The organism is Paenibacillus endoradicis (genome assembly GCF_024721975.1).
Map to the genome: position 1 here is coordinate 63,850 of NZ_JANQBB010000011.1, position 24,868 is coordinate 88,717.

General features: G+C 37.6%; 16 protein-coding genes. 14 read left to right on the top strand and 2 right to left on the bottom strand.

Annotated features, from left to right (window positions below):
- Positions 1 to 11 precede the first annotated feature (11 nt).
- From NV377_RS25140 to NV377_RS25185, 10 genes are all read left to right on the top strand, one after another.
- On the top strand, positions 12 to 2,102 hold the full coding sequence (locus NV377_RS25140) for an S-layer homology domain-containing protein (protein ID WP_258203584.1): 2,091 nt from the start codon (positions 12 to 14) through the stop codon (positions 2,100 to 2,102).
- Between the two features lie 137 nt (positions 2,103 to 2,239).
- Positions 2,240 to 2,923, top strand: a complete 684-nt coding sequence (nth, locus tag NV377_RS25145) for an endonuclease III (protein ID WP_258203585.1) — start codon at positions 2,240 to 2,242, stop codon at positions 2,921 to 2,923.
- Positions 2,924 to 2,939: 16 nt separating this feature from the next.
- Positions 2,940 to 3,239, top strand: a complete 300-nt coding sequence (locus NV377_RS25150; RefSeq protein WP_258203586.1) for an NAD/NADP transhydrogenase alpha subunit — start codon at positions 2,940 to 2,942, stop codon at positions 3,237 to 3,239.
- A gap of 14 nt (positions 3,240 to 3,253) precedes the next feature.
- Positions 3,254 to 6,913 (top strand): dynamin family protein, encoded by a 3,660-nt coding sequence (locus NV377_RS25155; protein WP_258203587.1) that lies wholly within the window; start codon positions 3,254 to 3,256, stop codon positions 6,911 to 6,913.
- A gap of 283 nt (positions 6,914 to 7,196) precedes the next feature.
- The gene (locus NV377_RS25160) at positions 7,197 to 8,966 is read left to right on the top strand and encodes an ABC transporter ATP-binding protein (protein WP_258203588.1); all 1,770 of its coding nucleotides are present in this window, start codon (positions 7,197 to 7,199) and stop codon (positions 8,964 to 8,966) included.
- Positions 8,967 to 8,980: 14 nt separating this feature from the next.
- The gene (locus tag NV377_RS25165) at positions 8,981 to 10,804 is read left to right on the top strand and encodes an ABC transporter ATP-binding protein (protein WP_258203589.1); all 1,824 of its coding nucleotides are present in this window, start codon (positions 8,981 to 8,983) and stop codon (positions 10,802 to 10,804) included.
- Positions 10,805 to 11,006: 202 nt separating this feature from the next.
- Positions 11,007 to 12,182, top strand: coding sequence for a formate-dependent phosphoribosylglycinamide formyltransferase (gene purT / locus NV377_RS25170; RefSeq protein WP_258203590.1), 1,176 nt, complete (start codon positions 11,007 to 11,009; stop codon positions 12,180 to 12,182).
- Positions 12,183 to 12,309: 127 nt separating this feature from the next.
- On the top strand, positions 12,310 to 12,669 hold the full coding sequence (locus NV377_RS25175) for a YqkE family protein (RefSeq protein ID WP_258203591.1): 360 nt from the start codon (positions 12,310 to 12,312) through the stop codon (positions 12,667 to 12,669).
- A gap of 247 nt (positions 12,670 to 12,916) precedes the next feature.
- Positions 12,917 to 13,906: a BadF/BadG/BcrA/BcrD ATPase family protein gene (locus NV377_RS25180; protein WP_258203592.1), complete on the top strand. Its 990-nt coding sequence runs from the start codon at positions 12,917 to 12,919 to the stop codon at positions 13,904 to 13,906.
- Between the two features lie 201 nt (positions 13,907 to 14,107).
- On the top strand, positions 14,108 to 15,304 hold the full coding sequence (locus tag NV377_RS25185; RefSeq protein ID WP_258203593.1) for a M14 family metallopeptidase: 1,197 nt from the start codon (positions 14,108 to 14,110) through the stop codon (positions 15,302 to 15,304).
- Between the two features lie 303 nt (positions 15,305 to 15,607).
- Here the strand turns inward: NV377_RS25185 and NV377_RS25190 are convergent, their stop codons facing one another.
- Positions 15,608 to 16,258 (bottom strand): hypothetical protein, encoded by a 651-nt coding sequence (locus NV377_RS25190; protein WP_258203594.1) that lies wholly within the window; start codon positions 16,256 to 16,258, stop codon positions 15,608 to 15,610.
- Between the two features lie 116 nt (positions 16,259 to 16,374).
- On the opposite strand from NV377_RS25190, the gene parE reads away from it, so the two are divergent.
- The 3 genes from parE (at position 16,375) to NV377_RS25205 (ending at position 21,567) form a co-directional block, all read left to right on the top strand.
- Positions 16,375 to 18,342, top strand: coding sequence for a DNA topoisomerase IV subunit B (gene parE / locus NV377_RS25195; protein ID WP_258203595.1), 1,968 nt, complete (start codon positions 16,375 to 16,377; stop codon positions 18,340 to 18,342).
- A 54-nt stretch (positions 18,343 to 18,396) separates the two neighbouring features.
- Entirely contained in the window at positions 18,397 to 20,859 is a 2,463-nt protein-coding gene (gene gyrA / locus NV377_RS25200; protein WP_258203596.1) for a DNA gyrase subunit A, read from the top strand.
- 129 nt (positions 20,860 to 20,988) lie between these two features.
- Positions 20,989 to 21,567 carry a hypothetical protein gene (locus NV377_RS25205; RefSeq protein WP_258203597.1) on the top strand — a complete coding sequence of 193 codons (579 nt, stop codon included), beginning with the start codon at positions 20,989 to 20,991 and terminating at the stop codon, positions 21,565 to 21,567.
- Positions 21,568 to 21,713: 146 nt separating this feature from the next.
- Here NV377_RS25205 and NV377_RS25210 read toward each other — a convergent pair whose 3' ends face one another.
- Positions 21,714 to 22,637 carry a helix-turn-helix domain-containing protein gene (locus NV377_RS25210; protein ID WP_258203598.1) on the bottom strand — a complete coding sequence of 308 codons (924 nt, stop codon included), beginning with the start codon at positions 22,635 to 22,637 and terminating at the stop codon, positions 21,714 to 21,716.
- Between the two features lie 239 nt (positions 22,638 to 22,876).
- Between NV377_RS25210 and NV377_RS25215 the strand changes: the two genes are divergently transcribed.
- Positions 22,877 to 24,868 (top strand): alpha-glucuronidase family glycosyl hydrolase, encoded by a 1,992-nt coding sequence (locus NV377_RS25215; protein WP_444850876.1) that lies wholly within the window; start codon positions 22,877 to 22,879, stop codon positions 24,866 to 24,868.

Consider the following 24,868-nt stretch of genomic DNA (forward strand, 5'->3'; position numbering starts at 1 on the left):
GGGAATACATTATGCCAAAACACTTTTCGTGGAAAAAAATTATGAGCGGCGCAATTGCCTTTACTCTAATTACTGGTAGCGCTGTTCCAGTTTTAACGTCTAATGCATCTGTAGTACAAGCAGCAACAACTGGAATTACACCTTTTGTAGATATTCCAGCGGGTCTATATGCTGAGAAACATATTTATCGCTTATCTTTGCAACAAATCGTTAAAGGTTATCAAGACAAAAAAACAGGTGAATTCACATTCCAACATAATAATACAATTTCTCAAGAAGAAGCCGTTATTATGGCGATTCGTTTTGCGGGCTTAACGAATGAACTTAATACGACAGATATGATCATTTTTGATGAACGTTTTGTTGTGAAGGACGATTATAAGCCATACATAGCACTAGCTTTCGAAAAAGGTATACTCGATCGTGATCTTGAATATGAGCTTGCAGGAGCAGATACTACCAACAAGTGGGGGTCTAAAGCAGCGAGTCGAGAGTGGGTCACAAAATTAATTATAAAAGCTCTGGGTGCAGAAGAAAAAGCGTCACAGCTTGCTAATAGTGCTACTACATTTACCGATAATAACAAAATAGATAAAAAATATTTGGGTTATGTAAATGCTGCAGTTGAATTAGGTCTAATTAAAGGACTGACATCAACAACATTTGGTCCGACATCCCCTATTAATCGTGCAAGTTTTGCTACAATACTAAGTCGTGCGCAAAAGGATTTCCCAATTGAAGTGGAAGGTCAGCATTATGGAATTGTAACAGCAATAACAGACAAGTCTATTACGATCTATGAAAATAATAAAGAGACAACGTACGCAACAGATGCTACAACAGGATATTACGAGACGGATAATGATTTCGCTATAGATAGAAGTAAACTTACGCAATATGGTAAAGTAGCTGTATTCGTATCCGGTGGAGTTGCAAAGTTCATTGAAGCACAAGGCAAAGAAACATTTGTGGAGAGTCTTAAATTAACTGTAGGTATTGTGAATACTGCCGAGAAAACGATCTATGTATATATTGACAATAAGCCCGTTGCAATCCCTTACAATGATAACGTGAAGATATTAAATGCTAAAGGTGAAAATATCCCTGCATCAACAATTAAACAAAACGACAGCATTACTATTTTACGAGATACTTTCCGTGAAAATTCTGTTCCTATCTCGATAACATTGAATGATGCAGAGAAAGTGTCTTCTACTGTAAGTGGTACTTTTGATAATTCAAATTCAAAATCGATTACGGTAAATACAGGTAAAGGACTTGTAAGTAAGTTCCTTGCACCGAAAGTTTCGGTTTCCATACCATTTATTAATAACGCTACAATGTCTGATCTGATCAAAGAAGTTGATCAAGTGACGGTAACGATGAATGATAAGGATGAAGTTATCAGTATTGTTGTATCTGATCGTAATATGAAAACAATGTATGCTCCTAATATTATTAATCTTGATGAATCGAATAAATTGATTACAGTAATGAATTCTGAAGGTAATAATGCTGAAGCATTATTTCTCACGGATGCAACTCGGTTCATGATAGATGGCGTAATAGTAGACTATAAGACGATAACTAGCATTTTAGATGGTTGGCAAAATATTGTCCTGCGATATGCTGAACAAAATGGTAAGAAGGTTGTTATCTACTACGATTTGGTTTCCAAATATGAAGGTGAGCTAGTGCTATTGAATGAGACTGACAAAATCGTAACGTTCAGTCTACCGGATGGTTCAATCGTGAAAATGGATTATACAGGTGCATCTATTGATAGTCTAACGGATACATCGACTACTTTCTTGAACATGAAGGCAGGAACGAAATTAACATTTAGCTTATCTTCATCTGATGTACGAGTTACTTCTTTCGATTTGTATGAGACACATCAATTAACTATCCAATCTATTACAAATTTAACGAAAGAGATTAAATTTAAAGATAGTAAAGGAAATATTTATTTTGTTCTTTTCGATGAAGTGAAATGTGTGAAAGCAGATGGAACTCCAGCTTCGATCAATGATCTTGTAATTGGAAAAACATTATCAGTTAAGTTTGCCGGAAGCCAAATTTCAACTATAACTATTCCTTAAATGAGTCATTATACGGAACATTTTGTGAAAACTGCCCTTTTAGGGCAGTTTTTTTTATAATATAGTGATTTGTGACTTGCACAGTGTAGATTTTTTCGCTACACTTTGAACGATGGTTATGAAGTGGAGGCAAACGAATGAATGGAAAGCAAAAAATGAGACATGTATTAGACATATTAGCTGATATGTTTCCTGATGCTCATTGTGAACTTATTCACAGCAATCCATTTGAATTAACGATTGCTGTACTGCTTTCAGCTCAATGTACAGATGAAACAGTGAATAAGGTGACGGTTAATTTATTCCAAAAGTATAAATCTCCAGCAGATTATTTGGCTGTGCCTCTTGAAGAACTTGAAGGAGATATCCGGAGAATTGGTTTGTTTCGCAGTAAAGCTTCTAATATACAAAAATTGTGTCGTATTGTCATTGATAAGTATGATGGCGATGTTCCAAACACACATGAAGGCTTAGTTGAATTACCTGGGGTTGGACGAAAGACGGCTAATGTGGTAATGTCTAATGCGTTTGGTGTTCCTGCCATTGCAGTAGATACTCATGTTGATCGTGTCTCCAAGCGTTTAGGTTTTGCCAAACAAGACGATAACGTATTAGAAGTAGAACATAAACTGATGAAACTAGTACCGAGAGAGGAATGGACCCTTACACATCACCGTCTAATCTTTTTTGGTCGCTATCATTGCAAAGCGCAAAATCCGCAATGTGCAGTCTGTCCACTGATTGAGTTGTGCAAAGAAGGAAAGAAACGTATGAAAGTCACGGAAAAAACTAAAGCTAAGTTAAAAACTAAACTAACGTAATGAGGATGATTAACAAATGAAATGCATTTCTGTATACACAAATAGTTTTGAACAATTTTCTGATATCTATGAACAAGTTCTTGAATCACCTCCTCAAGACAATGAAGATATTTTGGTTGAGGGCATTACAGTAAGTGGTTCTGGACATGTACCTACCCAATACATTGAACGTATGCGTGTAAAACCAGAAGTTGTAGTAATGAGAGAAAAAGCTCGCGATATTATGATTCTTCAACACGGTAATGTATTCGAAATTTGCTTACCTTCTGATGAAGAAGATGAAGAAGAAATTATCGAAGATGAAGTTGTTGAATAAGGAGAGACATTGATATGTCGATGGCCACTTTACTAGAGAAGATTCAATATATCTCAAGTGAGATGACTTCACATAACGATCATATACATGCTCACAAAGCATTAGAGTTGAATAGTAAGCTGACTGAAGGTCAGCTTACTATTGCTTTATGTGGACACTTTTCTGCAGGCAAATCAACATTAGTTAATACATTATGTGGTGCCAAATTGCTACCATCTAGTCCAATTCCCACTAGTGCGAATGTCGTAACGATTTCTTATGGTGAGCAGAGTAGGGCAGAAGTAGAAGTGTGGAGTAATGGTATAACTCGTTATGATGAAGTAGCGATTGAGCAGTTAGAACAATATTGTACAGATGGTGAAAAGTTTATTTCGGTTAACATTCAGTATCCTAGTCCGCTCTTAAAGAATGGACTCGTTCTACTTGACACACCTGGTATCGATTCTACAGATGCCGCACACAAATTAGCTACAGAGTCAGCCTTACATATGGCTGATGTAGTTTTCTATGTCATGGATTACAATCATGTTCAGTCTGAGATCAACTTTTCCTTCGCAAAAGAATTGAAGGAATGGAATAAGCCTTTATACTTCATTGTTAATCAAATCGATAAGCATCGTGAGCAAGAATTAAGTTTTGAAAATTATGAACAAAGTGTCATAGAAGCTTTTCATGCATGGCATTTGCAACCAGCAGGAATATTGTACTTATCACTGCGTGAACCAAATCATCCACATCATCAATGGAAACTACTGCAACGCTTGATTGATGAATTGACTAAACAACAATCGCATCTAAGTACTTTCAGTGTCTGGTCATCGATTTTTCAGTTAGCGAAGGAACATGGACAAGTTATAGAGGAACATTCCTCAGAGAAGCGTCACGAGCTGTTACAGGCTATTGGAGGCGAAGATCAACTTATTCATGTGGAAACGCAATTGAAGGCGCTTGACGAACAAATCTCAGAGTTACACATGCTGATAGAACGGTTTCCAATCGAACTTCGTAAAGAGATTGAAGCGTTATTAGACAATGCGAACATTACACCTGCTGAACTGCGAGATTTGGCTCATCAGTTTCTTGAAAGTCGTAAACCAGGATTTCGTCAAGGTTTGTTATTTGCAAAGGGTAAGACAGCCCAAGAGCAAGAACGCCGCCAGACACAATTTCTTGAAGAACTGCAGAAGCTTACTAATGCCGCGATTGAATGGCATCTTAAAGTATTACTTCGCAATGCAGGTAAGAGCATCGCATTTGATGATCAATTATTAGAGCAATTGCTCTTAAAAGTCGATCAGAACAGTCCATCGGACCAATTGCTAATATCTAAAGTAAACCATGGTGCAGTATTTGGTAATGAATACACCATGACATATAGTAAAGATTTGTCTAGTGCAATTAAGCTTAGTTATCGTCAAGTAGCATTAGATATCGTTGATCATTTATGGGAATCTTTCAAAAATAGCAATAAGACTCAAATTATTGAATTACAAGAGCAATTGAAACAGTGGAACGAAAAAGCATATGCAGTAGAGCAATATCGTTTACTTGAAACCGAAATTGCGTCTTATCAAGAAAAATTATTGTCAAGTTTAGAACCACCTATTGAATCACCTAACCTTCCTGATCCATTACAACTACAACTAGAAGAAACACAACCAGAACATGATCAAGAACTTCTTACCTTTGTTGAGCAGAGAGAACACGTAGACTTAAGTGAGATGTTTACTGCTCAAGATGACTACAAGATTAGCTCATTTTCTGTAGAGCAACAACAATCTTTACAAATTAATATAAGTGATCAGCTTAAAGCAGTAGCGAAGCTTATCAATTCTGTAGAAGGCCTCGATGGAAATGCACATGATTTGTTAGTGAAGAGTGAACGACTAACCCATAACGAGTTTACGATCTCTTTATTTGGTGCATTCAGCGCTGGCAAATCATCATTAGCTAACGCACTCATTGGAGAAGCTGTATTACCAGTTAGCCCGAATCCAACGACAGCTGCAATTAACAGTTTATTGCCTCCAAAAGTAGGTTTTGAACATAACACTGCACTCATTTATATGAAATCTAAAGAGTTGATGTTAGATGATATTTATTACTCCTTGTCATTGTTAGGTCATACCATTTCTAAGAAAGCTAGAGATGAGGTAGAGCATCTCTTTAAGCTGATTGATAGTATTACGCCTGATAGTATTCACAATGGGGGTAGAGCTCATTACAGCTTCATTAAAGCTGCAAGACAAGGATGGTTCACGCAAGAGCAATGGTTAGGCAAAGAACGTAAAGTTGATCGAGATCTGTATGTGAAGTATGTTGCAGAAGAACAGCTATCTTGCTATGTACAAGAAATTAAGTTCTATTATGATTGCCCATTGACTGCAGCAGGAATCATACTGGTGGACACTCCTGGAGCTGATTCCGTAAATGCACGGCATACTGGTGTAGCATTCAATTATATTAAAAATACAGATGCGATTATTTTCGTGACGTACTATAATCATGCATTTTCACATGCCGATAAACAATTTTTGAATCAACTGGGACGTGTGAAGGATCAGTTTGAACTCGATAAAATGTTCTTTATCGTCAATGCAGCAGATCTTGCCTCAGATAGTGATGAGCTTCAAGGTGTCCTTGATCATGTCGAAAATAATTTGAATGGACATGGCATTATGCATCCTAGATTGTTCCCGATATCTAGTATTCAAGCATTAGAAGCAAGACAGAGTAAAGATGAGACGTTAATGCAGCAATCAGGTATTTCTGCATTCGAACAATTATTTTTCCAATTTATCCATGAAGAGTTAGGTTCATTAACGATGGATGCTGCTAAGCAAGAATTACTGCGTAGCCAACAATTAGTTTCTGGTCTTCTAACTGGAGCTCAACATGCTCAAGCTGACAAAGCTGCGACACTTCAAGCGATCTCATTGTCAGAACATGAAATAGGAGAACACATTCAACGTTTCGCACATTCAGCGATTCCGCAAGCATTAGTTCAAGAAATCGAAGAGTTGATGTATTACATTATTCAGCGTATTCGTTTCCGCTTTGGTGACTTCTATAATTATGCCTTCAACCCATCACAGTTACGTGATGATGTGGGACAGTTGCAACAAGCAGTTTGGACTTCATGGTTAGAATTGCAACGAACACTTGCCCTAGAATTGGAGCAGGAGTTGTTAGCAACAACGTTACGTGTTGAGAAGAAGCTCAAGCAGCAATTGTCTGAGCCTTATGCTCAGTTAGGGCAACAAGCAGTGCAACGGTTGAATGGTTATCAAATGGCAAACTTCCAAGTTGATTATATCGTTCAGCCTGCTGGACAATCATCGTGGACTTTTGATGATATGAAATCTAAATGGCTGTGGAGTCAATTCAAATCACCGAAAACATTTTTTGAAGGCGAAGGTAAAGGTGTACTTCGTAAAGAATTAGATAGTATGTTGTTCCCAACGATGGAGACATGGATGAAAACAGTTAGTGCAGAGTGGCTACATCATTACGATGGGCAATGGAAAGAATTGGCTAAATCCCAAGCTGATAAATTACTTGCAAGTGTTGCTCAATTTACATCGCAACAGCGTAAATTATTGTCAGATGAAGCGTATGTGCTACAGCTGCAAGAAATATCTAAAGCAGTTAATGAAATCGTTGTTATTTCTTAATGTCAATAGTAATGAATCATTAACAAAGTTAAAGCCCATTTCTTTCTAAGTCAGAAAGAAATGGGCTTTTTTGCATATATGAGTGTGAAAATATACAAAAATGGAGCAATACTGACATATTAGCTACTATGTGCCATTATTTAAGAGTAAAGTTAAACTATGTTCACTCATTTGCCACTTTAAGAGTTCACATAGTTGGAAACGCTACAAATTGCAGTTTGCTGTTCTTTGCAGGAGTTGATAAGATTCTTTCATATTAAACAAATGTGGGGAGTTGACCGTCTTGGAAATACTGAGGCAGCTGAAAGCCTTCTATTCTCCGGAGAAGAAATTTATTGTGGGATCATTATTTTTCCTCATTCTTGCTACTGGAATTGGTCTTGTTCAGCCTTACCTTATGAAGTATTTGATCGACGATGTTATTTTGAAAAGTAATTTCGAACTCGTCGTACCGATCGCGCTATTAGTCGTAGCAGTTGTAACATTTAAGGCAACCAATCAATTTTTACATGGTTTGTGTGGTGGTAGACTAGGTAATCGGGTTGCTACAAGAATGAGAAATGCATTGTACGAGAAATTGAATGCGTTATCTTATCAATATTATGATAAGGCAAAAACGGGAGATTTGATGTCACGTTTAACTGCTGATCTTGAAGCTATACGTAACTTTATTGGCTTTGGGTTTGCTCAATTATTGAATGTATTTTTAATGGCAATTCTAGGTGGAACAATGATGATGGTTTTCAACTGGAAACTAACATTAATTACGTTGCTACCGCTTCCTTTATTGCTATATCTTGCTTTTCGGTTTGAAAGTCGTATTCATCCAATATTTAGAGAGATGCGTAAAGCGATGAGTAATCTGACGACCGCTGTACAAGAAAATATTACAGGGGTTCGTACCGTTAAGTCATATGCTAGAGAAGGCTTCGAAGTAGATAAGTTTTCCGAGCGTAGTGTTGCTTTTCAAACAAATCAAATTAATGCCTCAACCAAATGGGCACAGTACTTCCCAACGATGGAACTCGTAGCTAACCTATGTGTTATTATTTTGTTAGTAGCGGGTGGTACGATGGTTATGAATGGTTCTTTGACGCTTGGACAGTTTGTTGCATCTTTTAATTTGATCTGGTTTATTATTGGACCAATGTGGGGACTAGGGTTCCATATCAATAACTATACACAATTCAAGGCTTCCAGTGAACGCGTGTTAAATCTGTTAGCAGAGCCTATTCAAGTGAAGAATAAAGCGAATGCGAAAGTACTTAATGCTAGAGATGTCATGGGTGAAGTGAAGTTCAATCATGTAACATTTAACTACCCTGATAAGAAATCAGCTGTGACGGATATCGACTTATATGCTCCTGCTGGCTCAGTCATTGGTTTCCTAGGAGCAACAGGTGCAGGGAAATCTACGATCATTCAATTACTTATGCGAGCTTATGACGTTAAGCAAGGTTCGATTACAGTTGATGGTCAAGATATTCGTGAACTAGATGTTGCATCACTGCGTACTATTATTGCACCTGTATTCCAAGAAACATTCTTATTCTCATCTTCAATAAGAGATAATATTTCTTATGGTATTGCTGGTGTGTCGCAAGAAGATGTTGAACATGCCGCTAAGCTTGCAAAAGCTCATGATTTTATTATGGAATTGCCACTAGGATATGATACTGTCGTAGGTGAACGAGGCATGGGATTATCTGGTGGTCAGAAACAACGTCTAGCAATTGCGCGTGCATTTATTAAAAATCCTAAAATATTAATTCTTGACGATGCAACAAGTGCAGTGGATATGGAAACAGAACACGAAATCCAAGCTGGCTTTAAAGATCTAATGGCTGGCAGAACGACATTTATTATTGCACATCGTATTTCATCATTAAGATTTGCAGATGAGATCATTGTGTTAGACGAAGGTCATATTGTACAACGTGGTAATCATCAATCACTATTAACGCAAGATGGTCCTTACCGAGACACATACCGAATTCAATATGCTGATTCGCCAGAGCAACACACAGCCTCTGCGGTTAGTGAGAAAGTGTAGAGGAGGTCTTACAAGTGGCGAAAAAAGCAGCAGCAGAAGAAACGATTAAAAATGATCGTTTTATCTATACCGATGATGATGCAATTGAGAAAAGTTTTAACTGGGAACAACTTAGTCGATTATTTACTTACATGAAGCCTTATAAGCGTGAACTAATTCCAGTTATTATAATGATGGTTATTGGCACATTAACAAGACTAGGTGTGCCACTACTTATCTATTATGGAATTGACCATGTTATTAATCCGGATCAAGGTTCAGGGAAAATTAGTGATCTTTGGCTACTAGGAGCAATTATGATTGCAATGTATCTCATTCAGTTGTTTGCCACCCAGTATCGGATTCGCAATACGAATGTCATTGGTCAGAAGGTACTTTATGATCTTCGTACACATATATTCACTCATATTCAAAAGTTATCATTCCGCTTTTTCGATAAAAGACCAGCGGGTTCAGTCCTTGTACGTGTGACGAATGATGTCAATGCTCTGCAGGATTTGTTTACCAATGGTGTAGTCAATCTATTGATGGATATTATTCAATTGGTAGGTATAGTCGTTATTTTGCTAGTAATTAACTTTAAACTTGGCTTGGCAGTTATGATCACTGTACCGCTAATGTTTCTTGTTTCTACTTCATTACGAAAACGAATTCGTTTTGCTTGGCAGGAAGTGCGTATGAAAAACTCACGCATTAATTCACACTTGAATGAAAGTATTCAAGGGATGAAAGTGACACAAGCATATGTACAAGAAGAGAATAATATCAAATTTTTCAAAGATATGAATGCATCTAACTTAAAATCTTGGAATAAAGCATCAGCAATGAATCAGGCGTTCGGTCCAATTATCGAGGTTACTTCAGCGATCGGTACGTGTATTCTTTTCTGGTACGGTACTCATCTCATTCAGATCGGAGTTTTCTCAGTAGGGTTGTTGGTTGCTTACTCAAGTTATATGAGTAACTTCTGGGAGCCGATCAATCGTCTTGGGCAGATGTATTCACAATTATTAATTGCGATGGCTTCATCTGAGCGTATATTCGAATTTATTGATGAAGAGCCAAATGTTGCGCAGAAGACAGAAGCACGAAACTTACCGCATATTGTTGGTAATGTGAAGTTTGATAATATCGTCTTTGAATATGAACCAGGTAGACCTGCGCTGAAGAATATTTCGATTGATGTGAAAGCGGGTCAATCGATTGCTTTGGTCGGTCATACAGGTTCGGGTAAGAGTACGATTATTAACTTGTTATGTCGCTTCTATGATCCAGTGGAAGGAAGAGTTATGATCGATAATACCGATATTCGAGATATTACATTTGAGAGTTTGCGGACACAGGTAGGTCTTGTTATGCAAGACACGTTCATATTCTCAGGTACGATTAAAGATAATATCCGTTATGGTAAATTAGATGCAACTCACGATCAAATCGTAAAAGTTGCTCAAGCTGTTAACGCCCATGATTTCATTATGACTTTGCCAGATGGCTATGACACGCAAGTAGAAGAGCGTGGCAATATGTTATCTATGGGACAAAGACAATTATTATCATTCGCAAGAGCGTTACTGTCTGATCCAAAAATTCTTATTCTAGATGAAGCTACGGCGAGTATTGATACAGATACGGAGTTAAAAATTCAGGACGCATTGAAAGTATTGCTGAAAGGCAGAACATCGTTCATGATCGCTCACAGACTTTCAACCATTCGGAATGCTGATGAAATTATCGTCCTAGATCATGGTCAAATCGTAGAACAAGGTAATCATCAACGATTAATGAATGAAAAAGGCGTATATTATGGCCTCATTCAAGCACAATATCGTTATTTGTAGAAGAAGTTCAAAAAAGCCCTTTGTTCTAACCAAAATTAGAGTAAAAAGTTCAAAAGGCGGACATTAGTAGCGTTTCATACAATATTTAAGTATTTATAGTTGATTTTTCTGCGAAGAACCTCAATAATGGAATAAAACAATGTCTATTCACGAATATTGATAATCGTGATGTTAGTCATCTTATTCCAGGAGGTTCTTTGTTATGTATGGAGCACCATATTCAGATCAAGCTCGTAAATTGCTATTATTAGGTTCTGGAGAGTTAGGTAAAGAAGTAATTATGGAAGCACAGCGTCTAGGTGTAGAGACAATTGCCGTAGATCGCTATGAACATGCTCCAGCAATGCAAGTAGCACATCGTTCATATGTAATCAATATGCAAGATGGAGAAGCATTGCGCCAAATAATTGAAGCTGAAAAGCCTGATTATATTGTTCCTGAAATCGAAGCAATAGCTACAGATATGCTAGTACAATTGGAGTCTGAAGGGCATCGAGTTATTCCAACCGCTCGTGCCACACAACTTACAATGGATCGCGAAGGCATTCGTAGATTAGCTGCAGAAACACTAGCATTACCTACAGCACCCTACCAATTTGCAGAATCATTAGAACAATTACGTGAAGCTACGAAAGTACTTGGTTTTCCATGTGTCATTAAACCGTTAATGAGTTCTTCAGGAAAAGGACAAAGTGTATGTCATTCTGAAGCGGATATAGAAAAATGCTGGAAGTATGCAATGGAAGGCGGAAGAACGCAGAAACAACGTATTATTGTTGAAGGATTTGTTCAATTTGAATCAGAAATTACATTATTAACGGTTCGTTCTGCATCAGGAACAAGCTTCTGTAATCCAATTGGCCATATTCAGCGTGATGGCGATTATATCGAATCATGGCAGCCACATGCGATGTCTGATTCTCAAATTCTCGAGGCGCAACAAATTGCACAGACAATTACAGATGAACTTGGTGGATATGGGATCTATGGAGTAGAGCTATTTCTAACGAAGGATGGCGTGTTATTCAGTGAAGTATCGCCTCGCCCACATGATACGGGTATGGTGACGATGGCTACACAAGATTTTTCTCAGTTTGCCTTGCATGTTCGAGCAATTCTAGGCTATCCTATACCTACTATTCGTCAATTGACTCCAGGTGCAACGCATACATTGAAAGCAACAACGGAATCAAAACAATTTATTATAGGTGGAATTGATGAGGCTTTATCTGTGCCAAACACAACCGTTCGTATTTTCGGCAAGCCAGAGACAAAAGTCGGTCGTAGAATGGCTGTAGCCCTTTCTAGTGGGATTAATACGGACGAAGCAAGAAGTTATGCAACGAGAGCTGCCAATTCATTATTCATCAAAACCTAATAAAGTTCATATTGCTCCCTTGTCAGCACCAAGAAGATGACGTTGACGTGAAGTTAGAAAATAAGTAACGGAGTGTACGTAATTGGTACACGAGTAGCACAGGCTCCGATGAATGGGAGCTTCGCAGTTGAAATGCTACGTCAGCATAATGGTCGTGATCACGTTTGGCCAAGTTGAACTACCAAGTTACAAAGTAGGTGAGAACATGGGTAAAAAACAGAAGAAGGTAACCAAGCAAAAGGAATATACGAGTAATAACAGTGAATCTAACGCAACAAGTGGATCAAGCTTAAAGGATTTACTAAGTGGGGATGTGCTTGAAAAACTAAAAGCACAAAGTGACGCACTTGTACAAGCGGACCAAGATCGTAAGAACAAGGAAGCTGAAGCGAAAGCGGAACAACAGCGATTGGAACAAAAGCGACTTGAAAATGATTTTGACTATTTGTTAAACAATAGTGATACCAACTGGAGTAAATACAAATAAAGATATCTCCTTTTATTAGTAATACATGTGTACTGACGATTAACCTTAATATTAAGTCAACCGCACTCCAATGGTTAGATAACGATCTAACCATTGGAGTATTTTTGTTGAAATAAAAAGTTATTTTCTATATGTAGAAGGATATGAGATAGTTTGGTAAAGTTGTATAATAAGAGAAGTTTTAATGATGCTCAAGGATAGTCTCTTCCCTCGCTTATGGCATTTTCTTGCTGAAAGGAGTTAAACAATGAATGACTTTAATAATCGTGTCGTGGTTGGTATAGACGGTGGGGGCACTCATTCCCGAGTCATGGTAGCGGATACTAAGGGAATGATTCTTTCTTATGTTGAAAGAGGTTCCTCTTCTATTTATAAGGATTTGCAGGCTAGAGAAAATGTATATCAGGCACTTAAACAGGCATTGCATGAATCGGGAAAAGATATAAGTGAAGTGGTAACTCTTGTTGCGGGTATCGCAGGTTATGATTCCAAAGCTGATTTGAATTGGGTAGAACGGCTCACTGATCTTCCAGAGCTTAAATGTGCAAAGTTGCATGTCAATGACGCAGTAGTAGCGCATAGTGGAGCGCTGCTTTCAGAACCAGGAATTATCGTTATTTCTGGTACAGGTTCTATTATTTTTTCTGTAACAGAGGAAGGTAAGCAGATTAGGAACTATGATCTACATCAATATGCTGCCAGCGCAGCACGATTTTTGGGATATGATGCAATATATGAATTATTAGCTGGAAATGTACAGGAACAAGATCAACAATTGGTACAATCCATGTTACAGTTCTGGGGTGTGACTTCAGTGGAACAATTATCACTACTTGCATTGAAAGGTTTCATCACGGACCAAAGAGAGCGGGATCGACGGTTTTCAGAATTAGCCCCAATTGTTACTGAAAATGCTATGAAGCTTAGTCCTTTGGCGCAGACAGTCTGTAATCGTGCTATACATAAAATTACCGTTGGTGTGAAAATACTCGCGTCTTATTTTTTGGAATCGGAAGTTAAAGTTTCATTAATAGGAAGTGTTGTTAACAGCGAATATTTTCAACAGCAACTGAGTTCAAGAATGATAGAAGGTAACAATAAAAAGTACCGTCTAGTTTCACCAGCATTTTCGCCAGTAGCTGGTGCGGTCTTAATGGCTCTAAAGCAGCTTGATATCATTATTACCCCAGAGTTGCTGGAGAACCTTGCGTTACATACCAACTCTCGACATAAGTGATCCAAATTCATGAATATCAATGATTAGATTACTTCGTCGTACTGTCAATATATGATCATACTCGACTGATAAGATATCTCAAATTAAACTATGGTAGACTATGCTTAATCACCTTATATGTTTTCATGTTGATCACATTCACGATTTCTAGGCAGCTGTCATATGCTAGAAGAAGAGCACTTGGAAAGGAATGGATGACGGATGGAAATATCAGTTCGACAAGGTGATACACTATGGAACTATAGTGTAATGTTCGAAATCCCGATTGGACTAATTATCGACGCAAATCCGGGTCTTGGCGATGAATTACAAATTGGGGAAGTTGTCTTAATTCCAGGCTACGAATGGTATGAATATGAAATTGTAGCTGGCGACACAATTTGGCAAATTGCTAAGCGGAACAATATTACGGTTAATCTTTTGTTGCAAAGCAATCCAAATTTAGATGCTGATCAATTACACATCGGATCTAAAATAAGATTACCTCGTCGAATAGTTGGCAGAGTTATCAATGCTAATAAAAATTACACATATGAGCATTTATATCAAGATGCGATGAGATTAATGGAAGTATATCCGATGTTAACAGTGAATTCGATCGGAAAATCTGTGATGGGTAAAGACATATTAGAATTACGTTTAGGAACGGGTCCTTCGGAGTTACATTATAATGCTGCGATGCATGCCAATGAATGGATTACCGCAGCTTCATTGATGACATTTATTAATGATTACTTGCTTACATTGACGAATAGTGGAACATTGAATGGACAAAGTGTATATCCAAGCTATAAGACAAATACTTTCTCTTTTGTACCTATGGTTAATCCTGATGGGGTTAATCTTGTATTGAATGGATTACCCGAGCAAGAGCCTTATCGTTCGAATGTTTATTATATCAACGATGAAAGTACTAATTTTCAAGGGTGGAAAGCAAATATTAATGGTGTTGATCTTAATAAACAGTTTCCTGCTTTATGGGAAGTTGATGCTGTTCAAGGTCCTCAAGAGCCAGCACCGCGAGATTATTCAGGTACTGCTCCTTTAACTGAACCCGAAGTTATTGCACTTGCTAATCTGACGAAAGAGAGAAATTTCAATCAAGTGTTAGCATTGCATACACAAGGGCAAGAAATTTATTGGGGATTCCAGGGGCTAGAGCCGCCAGAATCAGAATTAATTGCGAATCGAATGGCACAGGCTAGTGGATACACAGCTGTTCGAACGGTTAATAGTACAGCTGGATATAAAGATTGGTTTATTCAAGATTGGCGCAGACCTGGATTTACGATAGAATTAGGATTAGGTGTAAATCCACTACCACTAGATCAATTTAATGATGTTTATGAAGCTACGAAAGCTATTATATTGGAATCAATGAAGAGTGTTAATGCTTAATGAACTATTAATTGGATAGAATGTCTATTAAAGCTTTGGCTTTCCGTGATCGGATCAGGGATAGGTTAAAGCTTTTTATCTATAGCATATTGTTGCTCTTTTTTCTACTTAGAGGGCGAAAGTGATTCTGCGAGAACATATTAATGTTCCAATCGCCGTTGTCCTCCTATGAATTTTTCTAAGTTATTTGCTATCTTCTTAATTGTCGTGTAGAATGTATGTTCGTATCAATAAAACGGTAAATTATGATAAAATGCTTTATTCGTTTCACAAAAATTGGGATTACTGTTTGCCTAATTGGCTCTATTGCGAGTATGATGTTAATATGTTTGCTTTACGAGGTTGTTCAAAAAGCAGACTTTGATAACGAAGTGATGCAGGAAAATTAATCGACATCGAATATGAAGCGAACTTGGAAAGTCCGGTACTCATGTACCAATAACGTACATTGGAGTGTCCTCCTTCCTCAAGTAACACTTCATCTTCTCGGTTCTGAAAGCCTGCTATTTGAACTTTTATTATAAGTGGTTGTTCAAAAAGCAGACTTTGATAACGAAATGATGCAGGAAGATTAATCGACATCGAATATGAAGCGAACTTGGAAAGTCCGGTACTCATGTACCAATAACGTACATTGGAGTGTCCTCCTTCCTCAAGTAACACTTCATCTTCTCGGTTCTGAAAGCCTGCTATTTGAACTTTTATTATAAGTGGTTGTTCAAAAAGCAGACTTTGATAACGAAATGATGCAGGAAGATTAATCGACATCGAATATGAAGCGAACTTGGAAAGTCCGGTACTCATGTACCAATAACGTACATTGGAGTGTCCTCCTTCCTCAAGTAACACTTCATCTTCTCGGTTCTGAAAGCCTGCTATTTGAACTTTTATTGTAAGTGGTTGTTCAAAAAGCAGACTTTGATAACGAAGTGATGCAGGAAAATTAATCGACATCGAATATGAAGCGAACTTGGAAAGCTCGCATTTTTAACTTCATAATAAGACAATGTTAGTTTTAATTAAACTGTATGGATAAAAGACAAAGACAGGTAGTTGATTGGGGGAAGATCATGACAGAGCAAATCGATCTTTTTAATACAGCTTCAAAGAGCGAAGATTATGGTGCTGATGATATTCAAATCCTTGAAGGATTAACAGCAGTAAGAAAACGTCCAGGTATGTATATTGGTAGTACTGGCAACTCAGGACTTCACCATTTAGTATGGGAAATCATTGATAATGCTGTAGATGAGCATTTAGCTAAGCATTGTTCAGCGATAGAAGTGACATTACATAAAAATGGTTCTATTACCATTCATGATAATGGTCGAGGAATTCCAACAGGAATGCACAAATCAGGAATTCCAACGCCACAAGTCGTATTTACAATTTTGCACGCAGGTGGCAAGTTTGGCGGCGGCGGATACAAGAAGTCTGGTGGTTTGCATGGCGTAGGTGCATCAGTTACGAATGCACTGTCAGAGTGGTTAGAAGTAGAGATTTTCCGTGATGGGAAAATTCATAAGCAACGTTTTGAATATTGGATAGATAAAAAAGGCAAAGAGCATGTCGGGGAGCCAGTTACAACGCTTGAAGTGACTGGAAATACGAATCGTACGGGAACAAAAGTGACGTTCAAACCTGATATTAAAGTATTCGCAAATGGCATTCATTTCAATTACGATACTTTATCAGAACGACTACAAGAAATTGCCTTTCTTAACTCGGGTTTGAAAGTAACGATTAAAGATGACCGTACAGGTACGATGGATATTTTCCATTACGAGGGTGGCGCAAAGCAATTTGTCGAATTCCTGAATGAAGGTAAAACCGTCTTACATGATGTTGTGCATTTTGCTGGTGAGAAAGAAGATATTGAAGTTGAAATTGCACTTCAATACAATGATGGATATACGGAAACCATTGTGTCCTTCGTTAACTCTATCCCAACTCGTGGCGGCGGTACACATGAGACGGGTTTTAAGGCTGCATATACGCGTGTTATGAATGATTACGCACGTAAGGTAGGTATTCTTAAAGAGAAGGATAAAAACCTTGATGGCAATGATTTACGTGAAGGCATGATGACAGTCATTAATACAAAAATGTCTGAAGTTGAATTTGTTGGTCAAACGAAGGATCAACTCGGAAGTTCGTCCGCACGTGGTACGGTTGATGCGATTGTAACAGAACGTATGAACGTTTTTCTTGAGGAGAATCCACAAGTTGGACAATCTCTTTTGAAGAAGGCTGTACAAGCTGCTAGGGCACGTGAAGCTGCGCGTAAAGCTCGTGAAGAGATACGCACGGGTAAGAAACGTAGTGAAAGTTCCAATCTAGGAGGTAAGCTTACTCCTGCCCAGTCAAAAGATTCTAGTCGTAATGAGTTGTTTATAGTAGAAGGTGACTCTGCAGGTGGATCAGCTAAGCAAGGGCGTGATTCGAAACATCAAGCGATTTTACCGCTTAAAGGTAAGCCGATGAATCCCGAGAAATCAAAACTTGCCGATATATTGAAAAATGAAGAGTATCGTGCGATTATTTCTGCAATCGGTGCAGGTGTAGGTTCTGAATTTGAAGCAGAAGAAAGTAATTATAGCAAAGTAATTATTATGACTGATGCGGATACCGATGGAGCTCATATTCAAGTATTGTTACTTACATTCTTCTATCGTTATATGAAACCATTAATAGATACTGGGCGTGTCTATATCGCTCAACCACCCTTATATAAAGTAACTCGAAAATCAGGTAAGCTTAACACGGTTCGTTATGCTTGGACTGACGAAGAGTTGCAAAATTATGCGAAAGAAATGGGTAAAGGCTACGAATTACAACGTTACAAAGGTCTTGGTGAGATGAATCCTGATCAGCTTTGGGAGACAACAATGGATCCTGAGACACGTACGCTACTTCAAGTTCAAATCGAAGATGCTGCTAAGGCAGAACGTCGTGTATCTACACTTATGGGAGATAAAGTAGATCCTCGTAAACGCTGGATCATCGAAAATGTAGATTTCACAGAATATGATGAGTAGGCTCACACTTCCTCAAGTTAGTGATATTGATGAAAAGTTTAAGGAGCGAGGGTTATGAGTACTTTAGAACAATTTTTACCGGCGTTTCTAGAAGAAGTGGTTGGAGACCGCTTCGGGCGCTATTCCAAATATATCATTCAAGATCGTGCTATACCCGATGTGCGTGACGGCTTAAAGCCTGTACAACGTCGAATACTATATGCCATGTATGATTCAGGTAATAGTCCTGATAAACCATATCGTAAATCAGCGAAAACAGTCGGTGATGTTATGGGTAATTATCATCCTCATGGTGATTCATCTATTTACGATGGTATGGTGAGAATGGCGCAACCTTGGAAGATGGGATATCCACTTGTCGATGGTCATGGAAACTGGGGATCACAAGATGATGATCCTGCTGCAGCGATGCGTTATACGGAAGCACGTTTATCGAAAATCGCTATGGAATTATTGCGCGATATAGAGAAACGTACAGTATTGTTCAAAGATAACTTTGATAATACAACGAAAGAGCCTGTCGTATTACCATCACGTTATCCGAATTTGTTAGCTAATGGTGCGAGTGGAATATCTGCTGGTTTTGCAACAGAAATACCTCCACATCATCTAGGTGAGATTATTGATGCTAGTATTGCTTATATGAATAATCCATCGATTGAACTTTCTGAGATTATGCAGATTGTCAAAGGTCCAGATTTCCCTACAGGTGGCATAATTATGGGGGAAGAAGGGATACGTGACGCTTACGAAAAAGGTAAGGGACGTATTTACTTGCGATCCAGAACAGAAATCGAGACACTTCGTGGTGGCAAACAGCAAATCGTTATTACTGAAATTCCCTATCAGGTTGTGAAGTCTCGTCTCGTGACGGCGATGGAAAATATACGACTTGAGAAAAAAGTAGATGGAATTGCTGAAGTTCGTGATGAGAGCGGTCGTAATGGATTGCGAATTGTCGTAGAGTTGAAAAAAGAAACAGATGCTGTAGGCATTCTTGCATATTTGTTCAAAAAAACAGATTTACAAGTAACATATAACTTTAATATGGTCGCTATTGTAAACAAAGCTCCGCAACAACTAGGAATTATTTCGATGATTTCTGCGTATATCGAGCATCAGAAAGAAATTGTTACTTTACGTACCAAATATGATCTTGAAAAGGCTGAAGATCGTGCTCATGTTCTAGAAGGACTAGTGAAAGCTCTTAATCTTCTTGACGAAATTATCGAAACGATCAAAGCTTCGAAAAATCGTGCAGACGCTAGTGATAATTTGATGGCGAAATATGGATTCAGTGAACGACAAGCCGATGCTATTCTTACATTACAATTATATCGTTTAACGAATCTTGAAATTAATTCTTTAGAAAAAGAACACGCAGAGACGATGAAAAAGATCAAGTATTTGCGTTCAATTCTTGATAATCCTAAGAAATTAATTTCTGTTATCGAGCAGGAACTTCTTGAGATCAAGACAACTTATGAAATTCCGCGTCGTTCCGATATTCAGAGTGAAGTTGAAGAGTTGAAAGTAAACCTTGAAGTACTTGTTAACTCGGAAGATGTACTTGTTACTTTAAGTAACGAAGGCTATGTGAAGCGGACAAATATGCTTTCGTACACGCGATCAGGTGCTGAACTTGAAAGTTCCGGCGTGAAGGAAGGCGATGTGATTCGTGAATTCTTGCAAGTGAACACGTTAGATAACTTGCTCTTATTTACGAAAAAAGGACAATATTTCTTATTGCCTGTTCATCAAATTCCAGAGTTCAAATGGAAGGATACTGGGACAGCAATCGTTAACATCATTCCACTTGCGAAAGATGATAGTATTGTCACCGTTATTCCAATTAGAGATTTGAACATCGAGAAGAGTCTCGTATTCGTTACAAAGCGTGGTCAAGTCAAACGATCAGAGCTGAAGGAATATGCAACGACTCGTTCGACAGCAATTTCGGCATGTAAAGTAGCTGATGGTGATGAAATTGTAACGGTAACTTTAAGTGATGGTACTTTAGAGTTGATACTAGTAACTGCACAAGGGATGTCTATTCGTTTCTCTGAAAGCGAAGTGAACGCCATGGGACGTACTGCTGGTGGAGTTAAAGGTATTAGCTTAAAGGCTGATGATGAGGTTGTATCGGGACTTTGGGTGGATAATGATGAGGGTGAGATACTTGTCGTTTCTGATACTGGTCACGGTAAACGTACATTGTTACTTGATTATCCGATTCAGGCACGTGGCGGTAAAGGCGTTCAAACGTTTGAATTCAAAGAAGGTAAACGTGTTCGCACGAACGGTTCGAAGCTATTTGCAGCATTCTATTGTCGTGAACCGATTCAGATCGCAGCATTTACCGAAAAAGGTAGCAAACATATTGTAGATTCTGAACGTACCATTATAGAAGAACGTAAAGCGATTGGTAGAGCGGTCTTTGCTATTGATAAAGATGACTCCATTAGTACAATGTTCCAGTTTAAAGAGTTAACCGGCATCACAAAAAATGATGTTTAGTGATAAATAAACGAAAAGGTTCTCCTAATTAATAATTTAGGAGAACCTTTTTTTGTGTAATTGTTTGATGTAACATGAATATTGCAACCATATGTTTCCTTTTTTCGTCTGAAGGATGGGGGTGTCTATATGAAATGGTTGATTACATTAACATGTTTATTAGTTATTATTACAGCTTGTAGTAATAATACAGATGCTGGGATAAGTTCCAACTTTGAGAACCAACAGAAAACTGCAGTGGTGGAACAAGGTACTGTAGTCGAGGAACAGTATAACATGCCAAAAGAGATGCCAGACGATTTCGACTTCAGTGTTAGTTTTGGTTATGGTGAGTCTACAAAAAATGAAATTAATACCTTTAATGATTCGGTTACGAAAGATTTGATAACTAAGGGTATTGCCACTGCAGAGATAAAGTTTACCCTAGAAGAAATGGATAGTATATATGAAAAGATGCGAGAGATGAATATAATGGAAATGAAGGGGGTACCATTAGCCAAGTTAGGTTGCCAATCAATACCCTTTAACGAAGACAATTGGGAAATTAGTATCGACGGAAAAACAAATACTTTAACTTGGACTGATAAGCATTGTGATGTATCGGAAGAGGCAAGCCAGTTATTAGAATTGCGCTTATTCATTCAACACATTGTTGAGGAGAAAGAAACTTATAAACAATTGCCTACAGCAGTAGGTGGTTATGAATAATAGACTGGCTGCCCACACTATTATGACAACATTGTAAGTAGCCAGAGCATATCAATCTTGGTCAAACAATCCATAAAAACTGTAAGTAATTGAATAAGGGAACTCCTAATGAATACTTTAGGAGTTCCCTTATTTGTTGTATTCAGTTAACTTGTTACATGACTTTTCATAGTTTGGCCTTTCTTTATTGGAAGAATGGTAGGAGTATATACCCCATGCAAATTTTTAAATTCAGAAGGAGTACATTTCTTATATGACTTAAATACTCGATTGAACGTAGGTAAGCTACCAAAGCCAGAACGCATAGCGACATCCATAATGGACAACTTAGGATCAATAAGTAAATTTTCAGCATGCAGTATACGATGTTGGATTAAATAATTATAATAGGTGATCCCCATAATCTGCTTGAACATTCTTGCAAAATGAAACTTGCTGAAACCTGCTATATCTGCCAGTTTATCCAATGGGATTTCTTCTGTACAATGTTGATTAATATAATGGCAAACTTCTAAAAATTTCTCTATGTAGATGTGTTGTTTTGAACTCTTCACTTGTGAGAAATGATTATCTTGTTTCAAATGGTTACGTCCTAAAGTTACAAAAAATTGAATGAAATGAGAGTATGTAGATGCTTCCTTAAATATTTCTTGGCTAAAATACTCTTCTTTCATGGAAAGCACTAGTTGCTTTAATTTTTGATGAAGCTCATAGTTATCGTCTGAAGTAATCACTAGACATGGTCTAAATAAATGAAAAGATGAATCAAAGCCTTTCAATTGATACAGCATGGAACTATCGAATTGTAAAATGATACGTTTACCATTATCTGGAGCGTATAATTGATGAATTTCTCCAGAAGGCAATATCATAATGTCTCCAGGATTCAACACATAAGTAATGTCATTAACGACGACGGTATATATATTTTCGAGTGGCATAATAATTTCGCCTGCAGTATGCCAATGAATCGGATAATCTTCTGCTTCCACATTAAGATACAATCGAATCCCAAACTGTTCTCTAAACGCGACTGTCTCTACCACACCATTTAAGATTTCTATCATCATTTATTCATCCTTTCAAGAAAAATAGCAATATATGATTAGTGAAAAGCTAAATTCACGAAGAATAGAGTGAAAATTAACTCTATAATGAAATTATGAAACCGCATACATTCCAAATTATTGAAAAAGAATTACATCAGAATAATACAAAGCAGAAGGTTTCTTAGTTGTAATATATTTAAAATAGTACCATTAATGTTAGTTAATTGAAAATTAATTTTTGTTTATAGAGAAAAAGGGGGATGAGATTAGTGCATCATGAGCAAGCGTGGCTAAACTATAACACTGTTTGTAATCCAAACTACAAAAAATATGCTACTGATGTTTTTTGTAATCAAATAGATGAAATAACTCGATCTGCTATTTCCGAATTAAGAGCAGCGTTCCAAAACTTGTTCGATAAGCAAATAGTAGCTACTGAAAGTAGCGGGCAAGCTGCAATAAAATTATTGATTGTCAGGAATGACCAATTAGGTATAGAAGGGTTCCAGCTTGATATTAAAGAGGATGAGGTCGTTATTGAATCACAATATTCGATTGGGTTATTATATGGAACTTTTCATCTATTACGTTTGTTACAAACAGAGAAGAACATTGAACTAGGCTCTATCGTAGAAATACCTAGTCAGCCATTGCGAATGGTTAATCATTGGGATAATCTTGACGGCAGCATTGAGCGAGGCTACTCCGGACAATCATTTTTCTTTGAAAATAATGAAATTATTATTAATGAGCGAACGGTAGATTATGCGAGATTAACAGCATCTGTGGGGATCAACGGTGTTGTGATCAACAATGTTAATGTGAGAAAAGAAGCTACTCAATTAATTACAGATCGATATCTAGATCGTTTGAAAGAAATGAAAAATATTTTCTCTGCTTATGGTATTAAATTGTTTATTAGTCTTAATTTTGCAGCGCCAATGGAAATTGGAATGCTTGAGACAGCTGATCCTTTAGATAGTTCAGTTATTAATTGGTGGCGCACTCAACTCGATTATGTACACGGGTACATTCCTGGTTTTGATGGGTTTTTAATCAAGGCAGATTCTGAAGGAAGACCGGGGCCATTCACATATAATCGAACTCATGCAGATGGTGCCAATATGTTAGCAGACATTATTAAACCTTATGGTGGAATTATCATATGGCGCTGCTTCGTATACAACTGTCAGCAAGATTGGAGAGATACAGTAACAGATCGAGCTAGAGCAGGCTATGATAATTTTGTGCCTTTGGATGGAACTTTGCATTCGAATGTTATCTTGCAAATTAAAAATGGTCCAATGGATTTTCAAGTTAGAGAGCCTGTATCACCACTGTTTGGAGGATTAAAGGCAACCAATCAAATGCTTGAGGTGCAAATTGCACAAGAGTATACAGGACAACAAAGGCATGTTGCTTATTTATTACCAATGTTCAAAGAAATTTTAGATTTCCGTACACATTGTGATTCCGCTTTCGATACGGTTAATGACATTGTAAGTGGAAAAACATTTGATCAGCCTTTAGGTGGAATTGCAGCAGTCATTAATACAGGGAATGATGAAAACTGGACTGGACATGATCTGGCAGCTGTCAATTGGTATGGATTTGGTAGATTAAGTTCTAATCCTAATCTTTTAGCGGAACAGATTGCGATTGAATGGATCAAGTTAACGTATGGTAATGATGAGTTTGTTATCCAACAAATACTTTCGATACTAATGCCATCATGGGAAACCTATGAAAAGTACACTTCACCACTGGGCATTGGCTGGATGGTTAATCCAGGACATCATTACGGTCCTAATGTTGAGGGTTATGAATACTCAAGATGGGGCACATATCATCGCGCAGATCAACGTGGACTTGGTGTAGATCGAACTAGTAAAGGTACTGGGTATTCCACGCAATACCAGTCATTGAATGCATTAATGTATGAATCAATAGATAAATGTCCTGAGCCATTATTATTGTTTTTCCATTATGTCGAATATACCCATCACCTTAAATCTGGGAAATCGTTAATACAGCATATCTATGATACTCATTTTGAAGGAGTAGAAGAAGTTGCTAGTATGTTGAAGCGATGGCGTTCAATTGAAGACAAAATTGAGCGAAAGATATATGATCGGGTGCTTGAAAGATTACAGCATCAATACTCACATTCTACTGAATGGCGAGATATCATTTGCTCATACTTCTACAGAAAATCAGGCATTCAAGATGTGCATAACAGACAAATTTACTAG